The sequence below is a fragment of the Candidatus Vondammii sp. HM_W22 genome (assembly GCF_022530855.2).
GTDB lineage: Bacteria > Pseudomonadota > Gammaproteobacteria > Chromatiales > Chromatiaceae > Vondammii.
The window spans coordinates 1682485-1705533 of sequence record NZ_CP099567.1; the positions used below are offsets into that span (position 1 = coordinate 1682485).

The following is a 23049-nucleotide window of genomic DNA, read 5'->3' on the forward strand; positions in this document are numbered from 1 at the left end:
CAATTAGTCTGTGTATTAGGAGATCTCAAGATGAAGAAGAAGCGTTACAGAGAAGAGTAAATTATTGGTGCCATCAAGCAGCATGAGTCAGGGGTAAAAGTTGATGACATTTATCGTCAGTTCGGCATTTCAACCGGGTGCTTTTATAACTGGCGAAGCAAGTACGCCGGGATGGATGTCTCAGAAGCCAAACGGCTCAAAGAGCTTGAAAGCGAAAACAACAAGCTTAAGAAGTTACTTGCCGAGAAAATGCTTGAAGCTGAGGCGATGAAGGATGTGCTCTCAAAAAAGTGGTAAAGCCTGCTGATAGAAAACAAATCGTGAGCTACCTTAAGTCGCGGTTCAAATTAAGTGAGCGTAGAGCTTGCTAATTAGTAGGCTTAAGTAGAACCGCTTTTCGGTACGTTACTCAATGGGGAAAAGACGAGCCTCCACGCAAACGGTTACTTGAGCTGGCAAAAAAGCATCCGAGTTATGGTTATTTGTTTTTACATGGCCTCCTGAGAGGAGAGGGGCTTGTGAAAAACAAGAAGCGGACCTACCGAGTCTATAACGAAGAAGGTCTTCAAGTGAGGACTAAAAAACGTAAGAAGATAATACGACCAATAATGCCAACGATTATGCCCATTGGTAAAAATATACGCTGGTCAATGGATTTTGTCAGTGATCAGTTGGCTAATGGTCGCCGCTTTCGAGTATTTAATGTGATTGATGATTACTCAAGAGAAGTTATTGGCCAGCTCTCTGACTTCTCGATCAATGGTCACCAGGTCGCTCGTTTTTTAACTCAGGTGATTGAGCTAAGGAGCGCTCTGGATCAAATAATCTGCGACAACGGTACTGAGTTTACTAGCAAGGCGATGTTCTACTGGCAAAAAGAAAGTGGCGTTAAGCTAGGTTTTATTCAGCCAGGTAAGCCTACTCAGAATGCGTTTGTAGAAAGCTTAAACGGTAAATTCAGAAATGAATGCTTAAATCAGCATTGGTTCAGGTCCATTGATGACGCTAGACATGAAATTGATCAATGGCGAGAGCACTACAATCACGTGCGGCCTCATAGCGCATTAAATTATTTGTCACCTGTGGCCTTTGTGAATAGGGCCGCTTAGAATGAATTATCTCATCCAAGTCTTGGTATTAAGATGAATGGGGGGAGGGTCAATTTTAGCACTAGAAACGGAAGAATATCTACTTGGAATATTGGTGCCCCACCTTATACCCACCAATCTCTGCAACTTGGTGACACAAAATGAAATATTCTGAACAACGGTAGGCAATAAAAAAGCTAGAAAATCAATGACTTCCTGGCTTTTAAAACGCCATGAGCGTTGGTGAACAGGCCACATTGATGATTTACATCAACACGCCCTGGTAAGAAGGTTGGCTCTTCTCCTTAATTGAGTGGGTAGATTAACGTACCCCACTATGAGAGATAAAGATCTCTACGCCCAGATCCTGGGCATCAAGAGCCCTTGGCAGGTTAGCAGTGTAGAGTTGGCTTTGTCAGAGGGAGAGGTAACGGTACAGATTGAGCAAGAGGCAGGTGCCAAGCAGTGTTGCTCAACCTGTGGGCAGATCTCACCGGGCTCTGGATTTACTGCAATGTTTGAGTCGCTGGTGATCGACTGGTTGAAAAAGGCGTCTATCTCGGCAGTCTCCCGATTGATGGGGCTGATGAGTTGGAATGCCATTGATGGAATTATACAGCGAGCGGTTAAGCGAAGACTGGCACGTAGAACAGAGATTAGCCCAACATGTATTGGTGTTGATGAGACGGTTTTCAAGAAACGCCATGATTATCAGCCTTAGTCAGACCAGGGCAGGCACAGTGCTACACGTGGGCAGTGACCGCAAAAAGGCAACGCTCAAAGCCATGGTACGAAAGTTTAGCAGAGGAGCAACGAGAAGCGATAGAGAGCGTCCCTATGGATATGTGGCCAGCCTTTATCAATGCTACACGGGAAAGCCTGCCTAGGACTGAAGAGAAGATTATCTTTGGTAAATTCCATGTCGCCAAATACCTCGGTGGGGCAGTAGAGAGTTATAGTCAAATCTGGTGTTTAGCCAGTTGAATCAAGCGGCGACCTGATCGACTCTTGCTACCTCAACACCCTCTTTGCCATCCTCTGTCCGTCGCTCGACGTGCTCCGCCAACAGCTCCAGCAGCTCGGCTTCCACCGCCTGGTAGATCAACTGCCCTGCACCGCTTCTCGGCAACTCTGTCAGCGGATCGATAATCGTGTCTCGAACTGCCAGCTTAACAACGTTATTCTCACTCATGGTGGCGTATCTCCAATGGTTGTTTTGATGTCTCGCAACAACAAATCAACCAGATACCCCGCTTTTTTTCAATTCCTTTCAAACAACACTTTCAGTTGTAACTAGCAGTAGACAAGGTAGGCCGCCAAGAGCACAAAGCGCTGAAGGCTATGAGGACCTTAAAGGTCGCCAGTATGGCTGGCTCTACAACCCGGAGAACATGCCGCGCAGACAGAGATTGCGGTTCAAGGCGCTACGTGACAGCACACTGAAGACTGCCCGTGCCTGGGCGATCAAAGAGTTTGCCATGTCACTCTGGCACTGTGCCAGCAAGACATGGGCAAGGAAAGGTTGGGAACGGTGGTTGTCATAGGCAGTGCGCAGTGGCCTGGAGCCAATCAAGAAAGTGGCGGGAACAATCAAGGATCATCTGTGAAGAATATTGAACGCTGTTGTTTTGGAAGTAAGTAATGGTCCGGCAGGAGGTCTCAGTAGCCGAATCAAGATGATCAAGGTGCGTAGCAGAGGTTTCCGCAACAAGGAGCGGTTTGCCAATGCAATCTACCTCCATCTTGGAGGGCTGAATCTTTATCCTGAGGGAGTGGTTGGACGATACCGACTCTCTCGATTAGGGGAAGAGCCAGAAGATTTTACTGGCTAGGATCGGTGTGGAGAGAAATACAGTTCCTGCTGTTGAAATAGCTGCAGGGTTTACCTTCTTGAGATGGGAAAAGAGAGCCTAACGCCTTTGAACAGTCTCTCCTTCTAATAAATTTGTGTCTCCTGATATTCTTGACTTTATTCAATGATGGATACACTGTGAAGCTTTCGGTCATTGTAACTGCAGAAAGGACCTGGAACTCTCGCATGATGAAAAGATTTGTCGATTTGTTGAACGACTGCCTTCCTGGAGTGGAAGAAATTTACCCTTGGGATCTGGAAGATCAGAAGAAAGAAGGGATTGATATGCTGATTGTGGACGTACGTGAGCTCTATGAGTTCGATGTTATGCATATTGAGGATTCCATTAATGTTCCAAGGGGAATACTTGAATCTGCCGCCGAGTGGGATTACGAGGAGACAGAACCTGATCTTGTGCAGGCTCGTGACCGCTACGTGGTGGTTGCTTGCCGTTCAGGTAATCGAAGTTTGATGGCAGCTAGGACACTCTCTCTTTTGGGTTTTAAAAACGTTGTTAATCTGAAGACAGGACTGCGTGGATGGAATGATTATGAGCTGCCTCTGGTGGATCAGGCTTACCAGCCGGTGACGATTGAGGAAGGCGATGCCTACCTGGCCAACAAGGTTCTTCCAGAACAACGGCGACCCGTGGAATAATTGTGATTTCGTGGCTGATACCTACCAGTGTATTTCCTAGATCCTGTTAATGGAGTCTCTAAAAACCTTCCCAAATCAGAGATACTATAGTAACCAACTCAACCAACCATTGATAAAAGCCATGCAACCGAGTTTTTTGACTATCAAGACCAACTTGAACTCCTTGAGCAACTGGGAGACCCACTGCCAAAGCTGGAAAGGACCGTAGACTGGGAGACTTTTCGGGTATTGTTGGCTCAGTTTATAAAAACAGTGGTCCCAGTAAAGGTGAGTGTCCACCTTGCGATGCGGTATCGATGTTCAAGGTGTTGGTCCTACAGCATTTATTCAATCTGTCCGATGATCAAAAAGAGTTCCAAATTCGGGAGCGCTATAATTTTTGTCGTTTTCTTGGGTTGAGCCAGGAGGGTAAGGTGTCCGATGCTAAAACAGTTTGGGTATATCGTGAGCACCTGAAAGAACGGGACCTTGTTGATAAACTTTTTTCAGAGCTATTGATCCAGATTGATGCAGTAGGCTTCAGTGCTCGCAAGGGACAGATTGTAGATGCCGCTATCATTCCAGTACTCAGGCAACGTAATACACGAGAGGAAAATAGGCAGATCAAAGCCGGGGATAGCCCTGAGGCATGGAGTGATAACAAACGCCGCCAGAAGGATGTTGAGGCACACGGGAACCATGAAGCATGGCAAAACCCACTATGGGTAGAATGCTACTTACTTAAGCAATAACCTGCTGATATAACGAATAAAAAAAGGCTGGTTCAGGTGATAAGATGCTAATCACCAAACCAACAACCATCAATCAGGAAAGCAGCCTTAATGCATCCTGATCAACGCGCCTGCATACATCAACAAAAAGGTATCACAACCTACGCTACAGCCAGTGATTCCTATGCTTTCTTTAATCTGCTAACCGGCCCAGAGTTTCTCAATCAAGTCGAATCATTGCTACCGGAACATCGGGAAAGGCTGTTTCCGCCAACAGAGACGCTATCGATGTTTCTGGCTCAAGCAATGAGTGCTGATCGTTCTTGCCAGAACATAGTTGATGCTGCTGCAGTCAAACGATTGATGGGTGAGCTGCCAATCTGTAGTACGCATACGGGAGCATACTGTCGCGCACGGAAACGGCTGCCATTGGACATGGTTTCTACGCTAGCCCGTTACACGAGGCGTATGATGACTGAGCACACCCCCGGATTCCTGGCACTGGCGGGGACGACCGGTCAGACTGGTGGATGGCGCTATCGTTACGTTGCCCGATACAGAAGAGAACCAGACTGTCTATCCTCAACCCCGTAGCCAACAACCCGGATTGGGTTTCCCTCTTTGCCGGGTGGTTGGTATCGTCTGCCTCGCCAGCGGTGCTGTACTTGATGCAGCATTGGGACCTTGTCGCGGAAAAGGAAGCGATGAGCAGTCATTGCTTAGAACCATACTTGGTACCTTGGACGCTGGTGATCTCCTTCTGGTGGATGCTTTTTATGCCACCTATTTTCTGTTGTGTGCTCTTCAGGCCAAAGGAGTGGATGGATGGCGTTTTGAGAGCATATGGTTCACGGCGGCGCAGCACGGATTTTCGCCAAGGAGAGCGTCTGGGCCCGCGAGATCATCTTATCGAAATAGACAAGCCAAAAGTCAAACCCGCCTGGATAAGTCAGGCAGAGTATGATCAAACCCCCGATAGATTGAAAGTGCGGGAGTTGCGTGCTGGCGGTAAGATCCTGGTGACAACACTACTTTGCTCAAAAAGTACGAGCAAAGCCGCCCTGAAGGCACTCTATCGGAACCGTTGGCAGGTAGAGTTAGATATACGCAACATCAAGACCACTCTGGGAATGGAAACATTAAGTTGTCGCACACCGGAAATGGCGGAAAAAGAGCTGTGGGTCTATCTTTTGGCTTACAACTTGATCCGTTTACTGATGGCTCAGGCGGCATTACTGGCTGACATCATTCCTCGACAACTTAGCTTCAAGCATACTTTGCAGCTATGGATTGTGTGGCAAAAAATCGGTCGTTACGACATCGATAAAATTGAGGGCCTTTTTATCCTCATTGCACCGCAGCAGGTTGGAAAACAACCGGGACGTATGGAGCCGCGAGCTATAAAACGAAGACCCAGACAATTCCCGCTACTTACCAAACCAAGGGCTATTGCACGAGAGAATATTCGGAAAAATGGCCAACCCAAAAAACTTAAGTAAGTAGCATTCCACTATGGGTACAAAAACTACATCAGCATAGACCGGAAGCACAAGGTCATTCGCAAATACGCCATCACATTAGCAGAAGTTCACGATAGCTAGGTCTTCGAGGAACGGCTGGATGAGAACAAGAGTAATGGCAGTGTCTGGGCCGATTCTGCTTACCGCAGTCAGATTCATCGCAAGTCGACACGTAAACGCCCCTCGAATGAACGGGAGCAAGAGGCAAACCGAAAACGATCAAGGGTTCGGGCTCGAGTTGAGCACGTGTTTTCCCAGCAGGCCAATCGACTGGTGCGTAGCATCGAGCAAAGCGGGGTCGGCGTGAAGATTGGTATGATGAATTTGGTGCATAACATGCGTCGATTGGTGTAGCCGGCCGGATGGAGCGAGGTATGGATATGGGTGTTGCTAGAAAAATGAGTATGAAAATGCAGGTTGAGACTGTCCTGAATTCTGTGTAACTGCCTATCATTAAACCCAAACAAGGGTGAGGATAGGCCGCTGATCGACAAGAAAGAGCTCCAGGCGATAGCCCAGGCGGCCGCTAAAAACATCAAAACTGAAGAAGATCTCAACGAGTTTCGGCAAATGCTGACCAGGATCACGGTCGAGGCAGCACTCAATGCTGAACTGGCTGATCATCTTGGCTTTGCCAAGCATCAACAATCCGAAGCGAGTAATAGCCGCAACGGCACGACCAGCAAGACCTTGCAAACGGAAGATGGCCAGTTTGAACTGGATACCCCGCGAGATAGAGCGGGCAGCTTTGAACCTCAGCTAGTTAAGAAGCACCAGCGTCGATTTATCCTATTGTTTATCTGGACTGCATTGTCGTTAAAATCAGGCAAGACAAGAAAGTGGTCAACAAAGCGATTTACCTCGCTCTGGGCGTTAACCTGGAAGGCCACAAGGAATTATTGGGGATGTGGCTATCGGAGAATGAGAGGGCCAAATTCAGGCTGAACGTGTTGACAGAGCTTCAGAATCGCGGTGTGAAGGATATTTTGATTGCCTGTGTCGAAGGCTTAAAGGGCTTTCCTGATGCAATCAACACGGCTTTCCAAAATACCCAGATCCAGTTCTGTATTGTGCATATGGTACGGAACTCGATGAAGTAGGTGCCTTGGAAAGACTGCAAGCCTGTCACGGCTGATTTGAAAAAGATTTACCAGTCCATCACCGAGGAAGAAGCCTTATTGGCGCTGGATAAATTCTCTGACCGGTGGGACAACAAGTACCCCCGGATCAGCCGCTCCTGGAGTGCCCATTGGGAGAACCTGAACACGCTGTTCAACTACCCGGAGGACATACGAAAGGTGATCTACACGACCAACGCCATTGAGTCACTGAGTCACTGAACAGCGTCATTCGCAAAGTGATCAAAAAACGGAAATTATTTCCAACCGATGACTCGGCAAAGAAGGTAATCTATCTGGCAATCCAGGCCGCATCGAAAAAGTGGACAATGCCGATCCGTCATTGGAAACCAGCACTGAATAGATTTACCTGATTACCCATAAACCTCAGTCATCCTCAGGAGGGAATAAGGCATCGGTGGTGTACGTAACGCGACGCAGAGCAACCGTTCAATCATAGCCGGAAGATTAAACCGGCGATTAAAGCGATATTCAAACTCGGCGAGATAATGAGGTACGTATTTTTTACGAATAGCATGAAAGGTTCCCTGCAAAGCATTCTTGATATTACCAAGCATGGTATTCAGTCATTTAAAGGTGGAGAGCTGGGTATACTTTCGCCCACCGCCAGTGACGATAGGCATATGATCACATCCAGCATCTGTAACTGCTCTGAAGCAGTAGAGCCCATCAGAAAGAACTGTGCTGCCAGCACACAGACTGGATCTGGCATATCGAGCGATCTCCGCACTCTGAAAACCGCGGAGCCGACGCAGTTGGATCTTCATTGGCCTGCCGTCCTGCGTCGTCTCAACAGCTGCCAGGAAAGGGATTTTATTACGAGACCCTCGCCCACGCTTTCCCAGTTTCTCACCACCAATACAGGCATCATCCATCTCGATGCGACCAGCCAGTTTTTTTGACTCTGACGTTCCATCATCACCTGCATCAGTTTGTGCTTGAGCTTCCAGGCTGTATTGTAGTTCACACCAATTTCACGGGACAGTTGCAAGGCAGAAGTACTCTTTTTACGCTGAGTCAACAAATAGATGGCCAGAAACCACTTCTTTAACGGCAGCTTGGTGCCGTGAAAGATGGTGCCAGCAGTCAGGGAGCTTTGGTGGTGGCATTTGTGGCACTGATATATCTTACGGCTTTTGAGTTCACAACCTGTTGTGTTGCCACACACCCAGGACATATATATCCGGTAGGCCAACGCAGTTGGTACAATGCTTGTTGGCATTGCTCTTCAGAACCATATTTTTCAATAAATTCGTGTAAACTAGAACCTTTTTGAAACTGCACTGTATTTTTCGGCATGATAGAAACCCTCTGTGTTCAGTGGCTTCTATTATGCAATGGCCACTGGCTCAATAGCTGAGCCTGGTAGGTAATCAGGTAGATTTATGATTGAGTTCGAAGAATGCTTAGCGGTATATATTTAACTCTGGCAGTTACACAGAAAACTTTACAGGCTCACTCAGCCTGATACTTCAGGGATGACTACATAGAGGTGTTTAGTCCTCTTTGTTACATGTGTCCATTTTTTGTTCCGAACACAGTGCGCGGGAACTAACTTCAATCAAAAAACTGCGCAAAACTCCCAATCTCTTCCCGCACCGTCCGGTAGCTGTTGACCAGTGCTCCGGTATCTTCATACCCCAGCGACATCCCACAGATCAACTTACTATCTTCAGGATAACCCAGCTCCTTCTTGATCATCTCAGGATATTCTCCTAATGCGGCTTGTGAACAAGTGGCTAGTCCTTCTTCGACCGCAGTTAACATGACAGACTGCAGGAACATGCCGTAATCCAGATAGGAGCCTGTCTCCATCATTGGGTCCATAAAGAACAGCAGCATTACCGGTGCATCAAATGCCCGGAAATTTGCAGCCCACTGCTCACGCTGACGCCGTTCATCCTCGCGGGTGATCTCAAGTGTTTTGTACATCAACAGACCACACGCTTTGCGCCGGCCCTTGTAAGGCTCCTGCCACTCAATAGGATAGTATTGATAGTCCATCTTCCCCTTAGTACCCTCGCGAAAGGCACTCTCCATCAACTTGCCGATACGCTCTTTGGTTTCGCCGGTTACTACGGCAACCTGCCAAGGTTGGGTGTTTGTGCCGGAGGGGGCATGGCGCGCTGCTGCGAGAATACGCTCTATTTTTTCCTTCTCTACCGCTTTAGAAAGAAATGCACGGGTGGATTTACGTGCTTCTAATGCTTCACTTACTAGCATGGATGAACTCCGGATCAACCTTTACGTAAACGTGATGATAGAGCAATCAGGCCAAGGAAAAAGTGCTGTTATAAAAGGTGGATTCAAGTTGTAAGTGGACCACCTGTACTTTTCAGAAAGACTTCGTTTAGCGCCTGATAATTGGGGCATTTCCGGGGTCAATTATTGAGCTTTTCCATCACAGTTGCAAGCATTAGATCAATGACTTTTCGCCGATCGCTTCCTTTGGGAAAGGTAATGACGTAGCAGTCACTGCTGCCCCACTTTGCAGGCAATAAAAAGGCTTTAATCTCAACAAGTTGTTACAATGAAGGTGCGAATAAACACTGTAATAACAAGAGGATTCAAGCCTTGTCTCATCATAACACTGTGTTCTCTCAAATTCTAAAACTGCTCCCTAGACATGAGTTTTCAGTACTTGCCAACAAGCACGATGGACAGCGCCGCTGTGATGCGATGAATCGCTGGACGCAATTTGTTGCTATGACCACAGCCCAGCTAACCGGACGCGCCAGTCTCCGTGATATTGAATCCGCCCTGGCAAGCCAAAAGCATTTGACGTATCACTTGGGAAGCGTGTCAATCAAGCGAACAACCCTGAGTCGAGCCAATCAAAATCTTTCTTCCGGTTTTTATGAAGAGCTCTTTGGAAAGTTATACGCACGCTGTCAAAGCGGCTCCCCCAGCCATAAATTCCGTTTTAAGAAGAAACTGTTTTCACTGGATGCTTCATTGCTTGATGTGTCGCTCAAGGTATTTCCTCAGGCTGAATACAATAAAATGAAAGGCGCCTAAAAATTGCATATTGGGCTTGATCATGACGGTTTGATTCCAGCATTTGCAGCCGTTACTTTGGGTAAAACTGGTGACTAAACACAGGCTAAACTCACGAGTTTCCCTAAAGGCAGTGTGCTCGTCTTCGACAAGGGGTATGCCGACTACACCTGGCATAACCAGTTGACTGAAAAAGGAATATTTTTTGTCACACGAATTCGGAGCAATGCAAAATACCGTGTACTGGAACGACGAACAGTGAATAAATCACAGGGAATCACCAGCGACCAAATTATAGTACACTTCTGATCGGTCTAGAAAAAACAACCTGATGGCGGTCAGACGAGTCGGTTTTTATGATGCCAAAACCAATAAGCATTATGTCTTCATTACCAACCACCTTGACTGGTCAGCAAAGATTATTGCCGATATTTACAAGCAACGCTGGCAGGTTGAGTTGTTCTTTAAATGGATTAAGCAGAATCTCAAGATCAAAGCCTTTATGGGTAACACGGATAATGCTGTCATGACGCAGGTTTGGGTGGTGCTATGTGTTTACCTGATACTGGCGTACTTAAAATTCCAGGCAAGAATCAGCCAAAGTCTTCAGCAGATGAGTCGACTGATCCATCTGGATTTATTTGCTAAGCGAGACTTGATACAGCTGTTTAGGCCCCGCCGGATCTGCAGATAGCCTCGCCTCAATTAGGGTTATTGTTTTCGCTGAAAATAAGTGGGACAGCAGTGACGTGGCAGCCCAGGAGAGGTAACGGCACAGGTTGAGTAGGAGGTAGGTGCCAAGCAGTGTTGTTCAACCTGTTGGCAGACCTCACCGGGCTCTGGATTTATTGCAATGTTTGAGGTGCTGGTGATCGATTGGTTGAAAGAGGCGTCCATCTCGGCAGTCTCCCGATTGATGAGGCTGAGTTGGAATGCCATTGATGGAATTATGCAGCGAGCAGTTAAGCGAGGACTGGCACGTAGAACAGAGATTAGCCCAACACGTATTAGTGTTAATAAGACGGTTTTCAAGAAACGCCATGATTATGTAACAGTCTTATCAGACCAGGATGCAGGTGCAGTGCTACATGTGGGCAGTGGCCGCTATCAATGCCACACTGAAAATCTTGCCTATGGTTGAAGAGAAGATTGTCTTTGGTAAATGCGATGTTGCCAAGCACCTCGGTGGGGCGGTAGACAAGGTACGCTGTCAAGAGCACAAAGCGCTGATGGCTATGAGGGCCTTAAAGGCAGCCAGTATGACTAGCCCTACAACCCGGAGAATATGATGCGCAGGCCAAAATTGCGGTTCAAGGCGCTACGTGACATCACGCTGAAGACTGCCTGTGCCTGGGCGATCAAAGAGTTTGCCATGTATGCCAGCAAGACATGAGCAAGGAAAGGCTGGGAGCGGTGGTTGCCATGGGCAGCGCGCAGTGGCCTGGAGCCAATCAAGAAAGTGGCGAGAACAATCAAGGATCATCTGAGCGGCAAAGGCTATACAGCTATACAGAAGAACTTAAGATTGAGGCAGTTGGGCAAGTCATAGGCCGGGGCTATAAGATTTCTGATGTTACCGTGCGCTTCTGAATTTACCGTTTAAGCTTTCTACAAACGCATTCTGAGTAGGCTTACCTGGCTGAATAAAACCTAGCTTAACGCCACTTTCTTTTTGCCAGTAGAACATCGCCTTGCTAGTAAACTCAGTACCATTGTTGCAGATTATTTGATCCGGAGTGCTCCTTAGCTCAATCACCTGAGTTAAAAAACGAGCGACCTGGTGACCATTGATCGAGAAGTCAGAGAGCTGGCCAATAACTTCTCTTGAGTAATCATCAATCACATTAAATACTCGAGAGCGGCGACCATTAGCCAACTGATCACTGACAAAATCCATTGACCAGCGTATATTTTTACCAATGGGCACAATCATTGGCATTCTTGGTCGTATTATCTTCTTGCGTTTTTTAGTCCTCACTTGAAGACCTTCTTCGTTATAGACTCGGTAGGTCCGCTTCTTGTTTTTCACAAGCCCCTCTCCTCTCAGGAGGCCATGTAAAAACAAATAACCATAACTCGGATGCTTTTTTGCCAGCTCAAGTAACCGTTTGCGTAGAGGCTCATCTTTTCCCCATTGAGTAACGTACCGAAAAGCGGTTCTACTTAAGCCCACTAATTGGCAAGCTCTACGCTCACTTAATTTGAACCGCGACTTAAGGTAGCTCACGATTTGTTTTCTATCAGCAGGCTTTACCACTTTTTTGAGAGCACATCCTTCATCGCCTCAGCTTCAAGCATTTTCTCGGCAAGTAACTTCTTAAGCTTGTTGTTTTCGCTTTCAAGCTCTTTGAGCCGTTTGGCTTCTGAGACATCCATCCCGGCGTACTTGCTTCGCCAGTTATAAAAGCACCCGGTTGAAATGCCGAACTGACGACAAATGTCATCAACTTTTACCCCTGACTCATGCTGCTTGATGGCACCAATAATTTACTCTTCTCTGTAACGCTTCTTCTTCATCTTGAGATCTCCTAATACACAGACTAATTGGAAATCTCATCCTTGTCATGGCTCTATTTTTGGGGGAAAGGTCACCCTCTGGTCGGAATCCATGGGTGAATTTACAAACAAAAAAATGAAATTGTCAGTTTAAAACTGGCTAGGAGGTTCGGCTTTCGCCATAATGCGGTTTTTTTGCCGAGACCTTCCTTATGTGGTTCAAAAATCTCCAGCTCTATCGCCTGAGTAAGTCTTTTACCCTCTCTCCGGAGGAGTTACATGATCGGCTGCTGGAGAAGGAGGCCCGGGAGTGCGGTACGTTGGAGATGTCCGTACTCGGCTGGCAGTCGCCTCTGGGGCGGAACGGCAGTCAGCTGACCCATGCTGCGGGCGACTGCATCATGGTCTGCGTACGGCAGGAGGATAAGGTGATTCCTTCTGCTGTGGTGCGTGAGCAGCTGGAAGAGAAGGTCAGTGCCATTCAGGAGGCTGAAGGACGCAAGGTCAGGCGGCGTGAGCAGCAGGAGATCAAGGATGAGTTAATGATGGACCTGTTGCCGCGGGCATTTGTCAAATCATCCCTTACTTACGCCTATATCGATACTAAGGATGGCTGGCTGATTGTCGATGCCGCCAGTGCCAAGCGGGCAGAGGAGTTGATCAGTCTGTTGCGTGAGACGCTTGGGACTTTCCCATTGAAACCCCTGGATGTCGCACAGTCGCCAGCCTTGGTGATGACCTCGTGGCTGGCTGGTCAGGGTCCATCCGAGGATTTTCTGATTCAGCATGAGTGTGAGCTGCGGGATACCGTGGAAGAGGGTGGCGTGGTGCGCTGTCGTCATCAGGATTTGGAAGGGGATGAGATAAGAACCCATTTAGAGGCTGGAAAGCAGGTGGTGCAACTTGCTCTGGAGTGGCATGACCACCTGGGTTTTGTTCTTTCGGATGACCTCTCGGTGAAACGTCTGAAATTCCTTGATGTGATTCAGGAAGCGGCGGCTGAGGCAGAGGATGCCGCCACCCGCTTTGATGTGGATTTCGCTTTAATGACTCTGGAGTTGAGAGGTTTCATCTCCCGCCTTGTAGAGACCTTTGGCGGATTGGCTGAAGAGGATTGATCGGCTGTCTCTTTGGAACGCAGAGGGGACTCCTCTGCGTTCCTCTTTAAGTTACCCAGCAGAACTTAGGGAAGATTAACCTGCACTGGCGGTAGCCAATCTTCCGCCCGATGTTCGACGACCACAGTGGTGAAGATGCCGCCGCGGACATTGAAGTCAGCCGTCAGGCGCATGAAACGCGGTTGTGTGGCTTCCACCAGATCGCTGAGGATCTTGTTGGTTACCGCCTCATGGAAGGCGCCTTCATCACGGTAGGACCAGACGTACATCTTCAGGGCCTTCAGTTCAACACAAAGCTTGTCGGCAATATATTCAATCGACAACTCGGCAAAATCCGGCTGCCCGGTCATGGGACAGAGGCAGGTAAATTCCGGCACCTGGATTCGGATGGTGTAATCACGATCCGGCTGTGGGTTATCGAAGGTCTCCAGGGTCTTGCTGGGTTGGCTTGGCATGGTCGGCAGATCTCGCTCTGATGGGGGAAAGTGGCGATTATACGGAACCTAGTGATTACCCTGAAGTGGATCTTGTTTTTTTGCTGTTTAAATCTTAAACAATACTGATAATATTTCAATATATAATAGTGAGATAAACTTGTTATCTAATGTAAATAATCTATATGTGATTCCCTTGTAACCGGCTCCTGCTGTCTGTATCGTAGCCACCCATGCGTCTTGAAAAAATAAAACTTGCGGGATTCAAGTCTTTTGTCGATCCGACAACGGTTTTGCTGCCGAGCAATCTGATCGGCATCGTGGGTCCAAATGGCTGTGGCAAATCCAATGTAATCGATGCGGTACGCTGGGTGATGGGTGAGAGCTCGGCAAAAATGCTGCGTGGTCAATCCATGGCCGATGTGATTTTTAATGGGTCCAGCAGCCGAAAACCGGTTGGGACAGCCAGCATTGAACTGCAATTCGATAATAGTGATAGTTCTGCCGGAGGGCAGTACAACCAATACAGCCATATCTCAGTAAAGCGCCAAATCTCCCGGGACGGCCAGTCCAGTTACTTTATGAATGGTGTCCGCTGTCGCCGGCGCGATATCACGGATCTGTTCTTGGGCACCGGACTGGGACCTCGCAGCTATTCGATTATTGAGCAGGGGATGATCTCCCGCCTAATTGAAGCGCGCCCGGAGGATCTGCGGGCCTTTTTGGAAGAGGCTGCGGGCATTTCCAAATATAAAGAGCGCCGCAGAGATACTGAGAAATGACTTAAGAGATGAAATTGATAAACAGCTTCAACATTTTAAACGACAGGCAACAACAGCTGAGCGGTACAAAGAGTACAAAGAGAAAGAGCGACGTCTTCATGCCGAACTGTTGGCTCTGCGCTGGCGGGTTATGAATGAGGATATCCAGAAGAAAGAGCGGGCATTGGCCGAACTGGAGACAGATCAGGAATCCGTGGTCGCCAAACAGCGCCGTCTGGAAGCCGATATAGAGAAGGACAGGGAGCGACACACTGAAGCCAACGAGACCTTTAACGAAGTCCAGGGGCGCTATTACGCAGTGGGTAGTGAAATCGCCCGTCTAGAGCAGGCGATGCAGTTTGCCAAAGAGAGCCGTGTTCAGCATGAACACGACCTGCACCAGACGGAGCAGGCGTGGCAGGAGTCCACGGATCATCGGCAGCAGGACGAGGCGCGTCTGAAAGATCTGAATGACAATCTTGCAGAGCAGGAGCCGTTTCTGGAAGAGGCTCGTGAGATTGAGCAGACTACGATTGAACGACTGACCGACGCTGAACAGGCGATGCAGTCATGGCAGGGCGAGTGGGAAAATTTTAACCGTCAGGCGGCTGAACCGGCGCAAACAGCCCAAGTGGAAAGAACCCGTATCAACCACCTAGAAGGGCAGGGTCAGAATCTGCAGCGGCGGTTGGGGAAAATGAGCGAAGAGCTTGAACGCCTCAATGACCAGCAACTGCTTGAGGAGATTGCTGAATTAGAGGGACGTGAGGCGGAGCAGCAAGAGCTGGCGGCGAATCAACAGGAGACTCTCTCCGCCCTGGCGCAACAGATTATCGCCAGTCGTGAACTGCAGACAAAGCAGAGCAATGAGCTGGACCAGGCCAGGGCCGGACTGCAGACCGCCCGCGGGCGTTACTCCTCTCTGGAGGTGCTGCAGCAGGCAGCCCTGGGAAAGCAGGAAGATATAACAACCCAGTGGCTGGAAGCACAGGGCTTGGCCCAGGCTGCCCGGCTGGCTGAAAAGATCGAAGTGGAGTCGGGCTGGCAAAGTGCCGTGGAGACGGTACTCGGGTTTCACCTGCAGGCGGTATGTACTGACAGTCTCGATACGCTGGGCAGCAGTATCAGCGCACTGGAGAGCGGCACTCTTGTGCTGTTTGATACAACGGCTTCCGGTGGCGGAGGTGGTCATGGGCTGTTGCTTGAAAAGATCAAGTCACCCTGGCCTCTGGATGGACTGTTGGGCGGCGTGCGTACCGCAGAGAGCTTGGAGCAGGCATTGTCTCAACGCACAGCGCTTAAGCAGGGTGAATCGATCATTACCCCTGATGGTATCTGGGTGGGGCCAAACTGGCTTCGCCTGACTCGGGAGGGGGATGAGACCTCGGGTGTACTGGAACGGGAACAGGAGATCCGGGAACTGACAGGTAACATCCAGGCTCTGGAACAGCAGACCGATGAGTTAGCTGCCGGTGTCGAAAGTGGCCGTGAGGGTATCCGGCAGAGTGAACAGGGAAGGGAGCAGGGTCAGCGACAGCTCAACGATATCAATCGTGCGCTTTCAGATCTGCGCTCCACTCTCAGTGGTAAACGCACCCGGGCGGAACATCTGAAAAATCGTGACGAAAATATCCGTACCGAAATGGAAGAGCTGCGGATGCAGATGGAGCAGGATCGCGAAGAGACGGAGATGGCCCGCGAACGGCTGCACACTGCGCTGGAACAGATGGAGACACTGGGTGAGCGGCGGGACGCACTGGTTCATCAGCGTGACGAATTCAGCAGCCGACTGCAGGAGATCCGTGAAGAGACCGGACGGCGGCGCACACAGTCTCATGAAATTGCCCTGCGGATTGAATCCATGCGCAGTTCCAAAGAGTCCCTAAGCCTGAATCTGGGGCGAATGGAGGGGCAGCTTTCGCACCTGTCAACGCGTCGTGAAGAGCTGGTGCAGATGCTGGAAGAGAGCCAGGCACCACTACTGGAACAGGCCGATGAACTTGAGAAACAGCTTGCTCTGAGGGTTTTGGTGGAGGGTGAACTGACCAAGGTCAGGAAGGACCTTGAAGATATCGATGCAACTTTGCGGCGGCTGGAGCAGGATCGCACGGCAGCGGAACAGCGTGTGCAACAACATCGTTCAGAGCTGGATCAGGCCAGGATGCAGCGCCAGGAGGTATTGATCCGCTGTAAAACTGTGGAAGAGCAGCTCAACGAAACCGATTTTCAGCGCGATCAACTGTTTCTGGAGTTACCGGGGGATGCCACTCTCGAAGACTGGCAGGAAGAGTCTGAGCGCATGGACGCACGGATACGCCGCCTCGGCCCGATCAACTTGGCTGCCATTGATGAGTATCAGGAGCAATCAGAGCGGGCCACCTACCTGGATGCCCAGCATGCGGATATCACCGAATCCCTGGAGACACTGGAGAACGCCATCCGCAAAATTGACCGGGAGACCCGCACCCGGTTCAAAGAGACTTTTGATAAGGTCAACACTGGCCTGCAGGAGAAATTCCCCAAACTGTTTGGTGGTGGTCACGCCTATCTGCAGCTGACCGGAGAGGATCTGCTGGATACCGGTGTTACCGTGATGGCGCGTCCTCCCGGCAAGCGCAACTCAAGTATTCATCTGTTATCCGGTGGCGAGAAGGCGTTGACTGCTGTCGCCTTGGTATTTGCAATCTTCGAGCTGAATCCAGCCCCTTTCTGTATGTTGGACGAGGTGGACGCACCGCTGGATGACGCCAATGTGGGTCGATTCTGTGAGCTGGTGAAATCCATGTCTGACCAGGTTCAGTTTATCTTCATCACCCACAACAAAGTCACCATGGAGATGGCCCACCAGCTTTCCGGCATCACCATGCATGAGCCGGGTGTCTCTCGGCTGGTGTCGGTAGATGTTGAAGCGGCGGCGCAACTTGCTGCCATGTAGAGCAAAAAATGACCATGGATCAGGAACTGGAATCTGCCAAGACCGTAACAACCATCGTTTATGGATTGCAGGCGGTCTCTTTGCTGTTGGGAATAACCTACGTCATTGCTGTTATTATCAACTATGCAAAGCGGGACGATGTCAGAGGGATCTGGCTGGAGTCTCACTTTCGCTGGCAGATACGGACATTCTGGTTCAGCCTGATCTGGGCCGCTGTTGGATTCGCGACCCCTATTATTGGCCTTGGATATCTTATTCTGCTGGCCAATACTCTCTGGATTATTTATCGTATCGTCAAAGGCTGGTTGCGACTGATAGACCGGAAGGCCATGTACCTATGATAGCCTGACAATTAACCGTTCACTTTGAGTCAGAGTTAATAGCAAGAATGGATGCCAATATACTTCGTTTGATTTTTTTCATATTGGGTGTGGGAGTGATTCTTGGTATCTATCTATGGGATCGCCATAAAAAGCTCAATGCCCGTGTCCATGCAATCAAGAGTGAACGAAATAATCCTCCCTCTGACGAATCAATCACCGAAATCAAGGAGAATGAGCCTTTCCAGGAGCGGGAAGTGCGGCGTGAGCCTGCCTGGAATCAGGAGGATATTTCACTGCCGTATGAAGAGGAACAGGAGCAGGAACCTGCTGCCCTAGATGAAGCAACGAGTGATGAAATTGACGGAGAGCTGAAACGGCTGGATGAGCTGGTTCGCGATGAAGACATCGGTGGGGAGCCTGTCGAACCTCACGCAAGAGGTGAGCCGGCCTCTTTTTCCTTTACCGCAGATGACCCGGAAGGGTTGCAGGATGAACTGAGCAATGCCGATGTTCCGCTAAAGATTCTCCAGCTGAATATTTTGGCACGCAGCCGGCACTTCAGCGGTGACGACATCATGTGTGTGACAAGAGAGACTGAACTGAAACATGGTGATATGGATATTTTCCATCGTTACGATGCAGAAGGCCGGGTAATTTTCAGCATGGCCAGTATGGTGGAACCGGGTACCTTTGATTTAAAGCAGATGGCGCAGTTCAAATCTCCGGGCTTGATCCTGTTTGGCCAACTCCCCGGTCCTCAGGATGGTTTGGTGACTTTTTCCGATATGCTGTTTACGGCTGAGCGAATTACAGCGCTGCTTGATGGGGAGTTGCAGGATGAGTCCCACAGTGACCTGAGCAAACAGACCATCGAACACATCCGCGGAAGTATATTGGAGCATCGCCGCCAGCTTCAACTGGCACGCAGCAGGCGATGAGCATCCCTTCGTCAGCTTCGCATCGTGCAGTCCGACTGCGCGATGAGCTCAATCGGCACAATTACCAGTACTATGTGCTGGATGACCCTCTGGTTCCCGATAGTGGATATGATCGCATTATGCGTGAGCTGCAGGCGCTGGAGGCTGAGCACCCAGAGCTGATAACCATAGACTCTCCTTCTCAACGGGTGGGGGCGCAGCCGCTGGATCTGTTTGATGAAGTTGAGCACAAAGTCCCGATGCTCTCTCTTGATAACGCCTTTTCCGATCAGGAGATGAACGACTTTGACCATCGGGTACGTGATCGGCTGGAGAGTGATGAAAACATTCAGTATGTGGCCGAGCCAAAACTGGATGGATTGGCGATCAGTCTGAGATATGAAAAAGGTGTGCTGGTTCAAGCAGCGACCCGTGGGGATGGTGCTCGGGGCGAGAATGTGACACAGAATGTCCGTACCATTCCCTCGGTACCCTTGTGTCTCATGAATGGCGACTGGCCCCAGGTACTGGAAGTCCGCGGTGAGATCTACATGCCTAAGAGTGGTTTTGACCGGCTCAATGAAGCGGCCCGCAAGCAGGGAGAGAAAGGGTTCGCCAATCCACGCAATGCCGCGGCTGGTAGTCTGCGGCAACTCGACTCAAGAATTACAGCGAAGCGCCCACTTGCCATGTTCTGTTACGGCTTTGGTGAGATCGACGGCGGGCATCTGGCAGAAACTCACAGCGACAGCATAAAACGACTGGCCGATTGGGGGCTGCAGATCTCCCCTGAGCTCAGGGTATTGAAAGGGATAAACTCCTGCTTGGCCTATTATCAGCAGATCGCCGGCCGGCGGGATGGACTTGATTACCATATTGATGGTGTGGTCTTTAAAGTTGACCATTTCGACCAGCAGCAGGCGCTGGGATTTGTCTCACGGGCGCCACGCTGGGCAATCGCCCAGAAGTTTCCTGCTCAGGAGGAGCTGACCCGGTTACTGGCTATCGATGTCCAGGTGGGCCGGACCGGCGCTCTGACGCCAGTGGCAAGGCTGGAGCCGGTCAGTGTTGCGGGCGTGACGGTAACCAATGCCACACTGCATAATGAAGACGAGACCCGGCGTAAGGATATACGCATCGGTGACACGGTGATTGTGAGGAGGGCCGGTGATGTCATTCCTCAGGTGGTTAGAGTGCTGACAGAACGCCGTCCGGCAGATGCTGAAGTGTTTCATATGCCGGATCGCTGCCCTGAATGTGGCTCGGAAGTGATTCGTGATGAAGATGGAGCAACCATCCGTTGCAGCGTAGGGCTGTTTTGTCCGGCACAGCGGAAGGAGGCGATAAAACATTTTGCCTCACGCCGGGCGATGGATATAGAGGGTCTGGGCGGGAAGCTGGTTGAACAATTGGTGGAGCGGGGCTGGGTCGAGACACCAGCTGACCTGTATGGATTGAAACGGGCGGCATTGGCCAGCATGGAGCGCATGGGTGATAAATTAGCAGACAATCTGATGCAGGCACTAGAGCGGAGCAAGTCGACTACCCTGGCACGATTCCTTTTCTCCCTGGGAATCCGCGAAGTGGGTGAAGCCACTGCCCACTCACTGGCGCGACAGTATGGCAATCTTGAGCGCCTGGAGCAGGCCGATAGCGAGGCCTTGATCGAAGTGCAGGATGTGGGTCCCATCGTGGCTGATCATATTGTCACTTTCTTCAGGCAGGCGCATAACCGGGAGGTGATTCAGGCGCTCCTGGATGCCGGTGTAAACTGGATACCGGTTGAACCGCCGGATGAGTCCACCCAGCCACTGGCTGGCAAAACCATGGTGCTCACCGGAACCCTGAGTCGCCCCAGAGCACAGATCAAGGAAGAACTTCAGGCTCTGGGCGCTAAAGTGGCCGGCAGTGTCTCAAAAGAGACCGACTTCCTGGTAGCCGGTGAAGAGGGTAGTTCAAAACTTACGAAGGCAGAAAAACTGGGTGTTGCGGTGCTGGATGACGCCGGGTTGGCTGATCTTTTGGCTGGCGACATACTTGCTACAAATGAAGACGAATAACCGGCGTATTTTCTCGTAAAGAGACCAAAAATATAAATTCATACGCTTTTGATAACAATAAATTATAATTTTGCGATCTTAGTGTTTTAGTGAGAATTATCGTTCTTAACGAGCGATAACTTCGAAATGGAGGATGACTGTGGGTGAAAAAAGAGTACGATTGCAGAAACTTGCGGCTTCCCGTGACGAGAATGGCAAGAGTCTCACACAGCAGCCGATGGCTGACACGCTGAATACAGAAGGTATTCCTTCGTTGTTGGGTAAACCGTGGAGCACCTATTCTATCCGCCATACCCTGAAAAAACTCGACCTCCAATCTTCGGCTAAAACCACGCGCCCAAGACGGTCCGTTTCAACAGCTTCTCCATCTTTAGCTCAACCTGAGGAGATGGTTGAACACAAGCTCAAACAGACCTCTCCACTGATGCAGTGGAACTATTATGAGTCCATCAGATGGGTGTCACCACTGCCGATGGATCTCAATGGAGTGAAACCGGCGTATCCTATGCACTGAGAGCGCTGCAACCGGCCAGCGCAGTTCAGGCCAGTGATGATCTGATTCGTCAGCAGATCAAGGACGGGCGGTATGATACCGAAGAAGAGAGTTTTATATGCGTTAGGAAAAAGCTGAAGAAAAGCAGCAAAAACAGGATGAAAGGGAAATCATCGAAACCTGTAGAGAAGAAGAAAAATAAGAAAAGCAAAAATAAAGTAGAAGTCAGGATAGATACTTTAAATCACTTGAATTGTCGTCGGTTGGCCGTCCTGACGCGTTGCTGGAAGCGGGCACTGTCATGCAAAGAATCATCCCATGTAGCATGTTGTCGACACCAGAAAAAAGAGTGTGAAGGCGGGTTGAATTCTGGAGAACTACACCACTTCCATCATGGTAAATTAGTTCCTTGATTTTGATCAGTATATTTCGAAAATTCTGTTAAATAAGCCTCAATTTAAGTAGCTGATTGCCGATATCCATCTATAAGGACGCATGGAGGCAATGAAGAAAACCACACGCTCTTTTTTCTGACAAAGAGACAACCTCGATGATAAAAGTTGAGGTGCAACTGTTTTTCCCAATAGCCGCCGATTCCAGGGATTGTCTGTATAAAGAGATGGATCCCATTAGTCGGACAGGCATACGGACAGTTTAAGTGACTTCTGCAACAATGTTGAAAGACAGGAGCAGAAGATGAGAAGAAAACGTAGAAACCATAAACCCAGTTTTAAAGCCAAGGGGTAATCCTCCCGGGAAGTAGCTGACGCCAAAAGTAGAATTTTCTCGTAATATGAACGCAGGAGATTCTGCATGAAGACATCAAGATTCAAGGACAGCCAGATCATTGCTATTCTCAAGCAGGCTGAGACTGTCACACCAGTTTCCGATCTGTGCCGGGAGCATGGCATGAGCAGTGCCACCTTCTACAAGTGGCGCGCCAAATACGGCGGCATGGACGCCTCTCTCATGAAGCGTATGAAGGAACTCGAGGATGAGAACCGGCGACTCAAGAAGATGTACGCCGAAACCAAATTAGAGGCGGAGATCGTCAAGGAGGCCCTGGCAAAAAAGTGGTAAGGCCATCTCGTCGCAAGGAGATGGCCAAGATCGGAGCTACGCAGGATGGCGTGTCGGTACGCCTAGCTTGTCGTGCATTCTGTATCAGCGAGACCTGCTATCGCTATCAGGCCAAGCATTCGAGCGACAACGCACTGATTGCAGATTGGTTACTCCGATTGACGATGACCAATCGAACCTGGGGTTTCGAGTTATGCTATTTGTACCTGCGCAATGTGAAGGGTTACCCCTACAATCATAAACGTGTATACCGCATATACAGGGAGTTTGAGCTGAACTTGCGGATCAAGCCCAAACGTCGATTGAAGCGCGACGTGCCGGATGCGCTAGCCGTACCTCGTCAAATTAACATCATGTGGTCGATGGATTTTATGCATGACAGCCTAGCCGATGGCCGTAGCTTCAGGACGTTCAAGGGGTCCTAGGGATTTTCCCTCGTAAACGGACATAAACGGCTAGATCCCATGCC

At 49.5% G+C, this 23049-nt stretch carries 20 protein-coding genes and 8 pseudogenes; 23 read left to right on the top strand and 5 right to left on the bottom strand.

Going from position 1 to position 23049, the window contains the following annotated elements:
• Positions 1 to 60 precede the first annotated feature (60 nt).
• The 3 genes and pseudogenes from MN084_RS09365 (at position 61) to MN084_RS09375 (ending at position 2072) form a co-directional block, all read left to right on the top strand.
• Positions 61 to 1109 (top strand): annotated as a pseudogene (locus tag MN084_RS09365) (IS3 family transposase).
• Positions 1110 to 1425: 316 nt separating this feature from the next.
• Positions 1426 to 1809 (top strand): helix-turn-helix domain-containing protein, encoded by a 384-nt coding sequence (locus MN084_RS09370; protein ID WP_330177983.1) that lies wholly within the window; start codon positions 1426 to 1428, stop codon positions 1807 to 1809.
• A gap of 35 nt (positions 1810 to 1844) precedes the next feature.
• Positions 1845 to 2072 carry a transposase gene (locus tag MN084_RS09375; RefSeq protein ID WP_330177984.1) on the top strand — a complete coding sequence of 76 codons (228 nt, stop codon included), beginning with the start codon at positions 1845 to 1847 and terminating at the stop codon, positions 2070 to 2072.
• Positions 2073 to 2106: 34 nt separating this feature from the next.
• On the opposite strand, the pseudogene MN084_RS09380 reads toward MN084_RS09375, so the two are convergent.
• Positions 2107 to 2280: pseudogene (locus MN084_RS09380) on the bottom strand (IS256 family transposase); the annotation flags it as partial.
• 196 nt (positions 2281 to 2476) lie between these two features.
• On the opposite strand from MN084_RS09380, the pseudogene MN084_RS09385 reads away from it, so the two are divergent.
• The 6 genes and pseudogenes from MN084_RS09385 to MN084_RS09410 all read left to right on the top strand — a co-directional run.
• Positions 2477 to 2632 (top strand): annotated as a pseudogene (locus tag MN084_RS09385) (transposase); the annotation flags it as partial.
• A 69-nt stretch (positions 2633 to 2701) separates the two neighbouring features.
• Positions 2702 to 2920 carry a transposase gene (locus MN084_RS09390; RefSeq protein WP_330177986.1) on the top strand — a complete coding sequence of 73 codons (219 nt, stop codon included), beginning with the start codon at positions 2702 to 2704 and terminating at the stop codon, positions 2918 to 2920.
• Positions 2921 to 3126: 206 nt separating this feature from the next.
• On the top strand, positions 3127 to 3597 hold the full coding sequence (locus tag MN084_RS09395) for a rhodanese-like domain-containing protein (protein ID WP_330177987.1): 471 nt from the start codon (positions 3127 to 3129) through the stop codon (positions 3595 to 3597).
• 296 nt (positions 3598 to 3893) lie between these two features.
• A complete protein-coding gene (locus tag MN084_RS09400; RefSeq protein ID WP_330177988.1) occupies positions 3894 to 4328 on the top strand; it encodes a transposase in 435 nt (144 codons plus the stop codon).
• Between the two features lie 90 nt (positions 4329 to 4418).
• Positions 4419 to 5806, top strand: a pseudogene (locus MN084_RS09405) (IS4 family transposase).
• Positions 5807 to 6313: 507 nt separating this feature from the next.
• Positions 6314 to 7319, top strand: a pseudogene (locus MN084_RS09410) (IS256 family transposase).
• Here MN084_RS09410 and MN084_RS19615 read toward each other — a convergent pair.
• A pseudogene (locus tag MN084_RS19615) lies at positions 7320 to 8265 on the bottom strand (IS1595 family transposase).
• A 258-nt stretch (positions 8266 to 8523) separates the two neighbouring features.
• Positions 8524 to 9189, bottom strand: coding sequence for a nitroreductase (locus MN084_RS09425; protein ID WP_330177990.1), 666 nt, complete (start codon positions 9187 to 9189; stop codon positions 8524 to 8526).
• Positions 9190 to 9558: 369 nt separating this feature from the next.
• Between MN084_RS09425 and MN084_RS09430 the strand changes: the two genes are divergently transcribed.
• The 5 genes from MN084_RS09430 (at position 9559) to MN084_RS09450 (ending at position 11512) form a co-directional block, all read left to right on the top strand.
• On the top strand, positions 9559 to 9984 hold the full coding sequence (locus tag MN084_RS09430) for a DUF4372 domain-containing protein (RefSeq protein ID WP_330178543.1): 426 nt from the start codon (positions 9559 to 9561) through the stop codon (positions 9982 to 9984).
• Positions 9985 to 10098: 114 nt separating this feature from the next.
• Complete coding sequence (locus MN084_RS09435) at positions 10099 to 10272, top strand: transposase (protein WP_330177991.1); 174 nt, start codon at positions 10099 to 10101, stop codon at positions 10270 to 10272.
• A gap of 22 nt (positions 10273 to 10294) precedes the next feature.
• On the top strand, positions 10295 to 10657 hold the full coding sequence (locus tag MN084_RS09440) for a transposase (protein WP_277400504.1): 363 nt from the start codon (positions 10295 to 10297) through the stop codon (positions 10655 to 10657).
• Positions 10658 to 10816: 159 nt separating this feature from the next.
• Entirely contained in the window at positions 10817 to 11104 is a 288-nt protein-coding gene (locus MN084_RS09445) for a helix-turn-helix domain-containing protein (protein WP_330177992.1), read from the top strand.
• Between the two features lie 276 nt (positions 11105 to 11380).
• Positions 11381 to 11512, top strand: a complete 132-nt coding sequence (locus MN084_RS09450; RefSeq protein ID WP_330177993.1) for a hypothetical protein — start codon at positions 11381 to 11383, stop codon at positions 11510 to 11512.
• Between the two features lie 33 nt (positions 11513 to 11545).
• On the opposite strand, the pseudogene MN084_RS09455 reads toward MN084_RS09450, so the two are convergent.
• Positions 11546 to 12450, bottom strand: a pseudogene (locus MN084_RS09455) (IS3 family transposase); the annotation flags it as partial.
• Between the two features lie 221 nt (positions 12451 to 12671).
• Between MN084_RS09455 and rdgC the strand changes: the two are divergent.
• Positions 12672 to 13577 (top strand): recombination-associated protein RdgC, encoded by a 906-nt coding sequence (rdgC, locus tag MN084_RS09460; RefSeq protein ID WP_241087597.1) that lies wholly within the window; start codon positions 12672 to 12674, stop codon positions 13575 to 13577.
• Positions 13578 to 13642: 65 nt separating this feature from the next.
• Here the strand turns inward: rdgC and queF are convergent, their stop codons facing one another.
• The gene (gene queF, locus MN084_RS09465) at positions 13643 to 14032 is read right to left on the bottom strand and encodes a preQ(1) synthase (protein ID WP_241087598.1); all 390 of its coding nucleotides are present in this window, start codon (positions 14030 to 14032) and stop codon (positions 13643 to 13645) included.
• Between the two features lie 212 nt (positions 14033 to 14244).
• On the opposite strand from queF, the gene MN084_RS09470 reads away from it, so the two are divergent.
• From MN084_RS09470 to MN084_RS09505, 8 genes and pseudogenes are all read left to right on the top strand, one after another.
• A complete protein-coding gene (locus MN084_RS09470) occupies positions 14245 to 14793 on the top strand; it encodes an AAA family ATPase (RefSeq protein WP_320416493.1) in 549 nt (182 codons plus the stop codon).
• Positions 14702 to 17707 carry a chromosome segregation protein SMC gene (smc, locus tag MN084_RS09475; protein WP_320416494.1) on the top strand — a complete coding sequence of 1002 codons (3006 nt, stop codon included), beginning with the start codon at positions 14702 to 14704 and terminating at the stop codon, positions 17705 to 17707. The genes MN084_RS09470 and smc overlap by 92 nt, the downstream gene beginning before the upstream one ends.
• Positions 17708 to 17721: 14 nt before the next feature.
• Positions 17722 to 18048 carry a DUF4870 family protein gene (locus MN084_RS09480; RefSeq protein ID WP_320416495.1) on the top strand — a complete coding sequence of 109 codons (327 nt, stop codon included), beginning with the start codon at positions 17722 to 17724 and terminating at the stop codon, positions 18046 to 18048.
• Positions 18049 to 18095: 47 nt separating this feature from the next.
• Positions 18096 to 18968 carry a cell division protein ZipA gene (gene zipA / locus MN084_RS09485; protein WP_241087600.1) on the top strand — a complete coding sequence of 291 codons (873 nt, stop codon included), beginning with the start codon at positions 18096 to 18098 and terminating at the stop codon, positions 18966 to 18968.
• Positions 18965 to 21007, top strand: a complete 2043-nt coding sequence (gene ligA, locus MN084_RS09490; RefSeq protein WP_241087601.1) for an NAD-dependent DNA ligase LigA — start codon at positions 18965 to 18967, stop codon at positions 21005 to 21007. The genes zipA and ligA overlap by 4 nt, the downstream gene beginning before the upstream one ends.
• A 139-nt stretch (positions 21008 to 21146) precedes the next feature.
• Positions 21147 to 21521, top strand: a complete 375-nt coding sequence (locus MN084_RS09495) for a recombinase family protein (protein WP_241087602.1) — start codon at positions 21147 to 21149, stop codon at positions 21519 to 21521.
• Entirely contained in the window at positions 21461 to 21913 is a 453-nt protein-coding gene (locus MN084_RS09500) for a hypothetical protein (protein ID WP_241087603.1), read from the top strand. The genes MN084_RS09495 and MN084_RS09500 overlap by 61 nt, the downstream gene beginning before the upstream one ends.
• Before the next feature lie 400 nt (positions 21914 to 22313).
• Positions 22314 to 22993, top strand: a pseudogene (locus tag MN084_RS09505) (transposase); the annotation flags it as partial.
• Between the last annotated feature and the right edge of the window lie 56 nt (positions 22994 to 23049).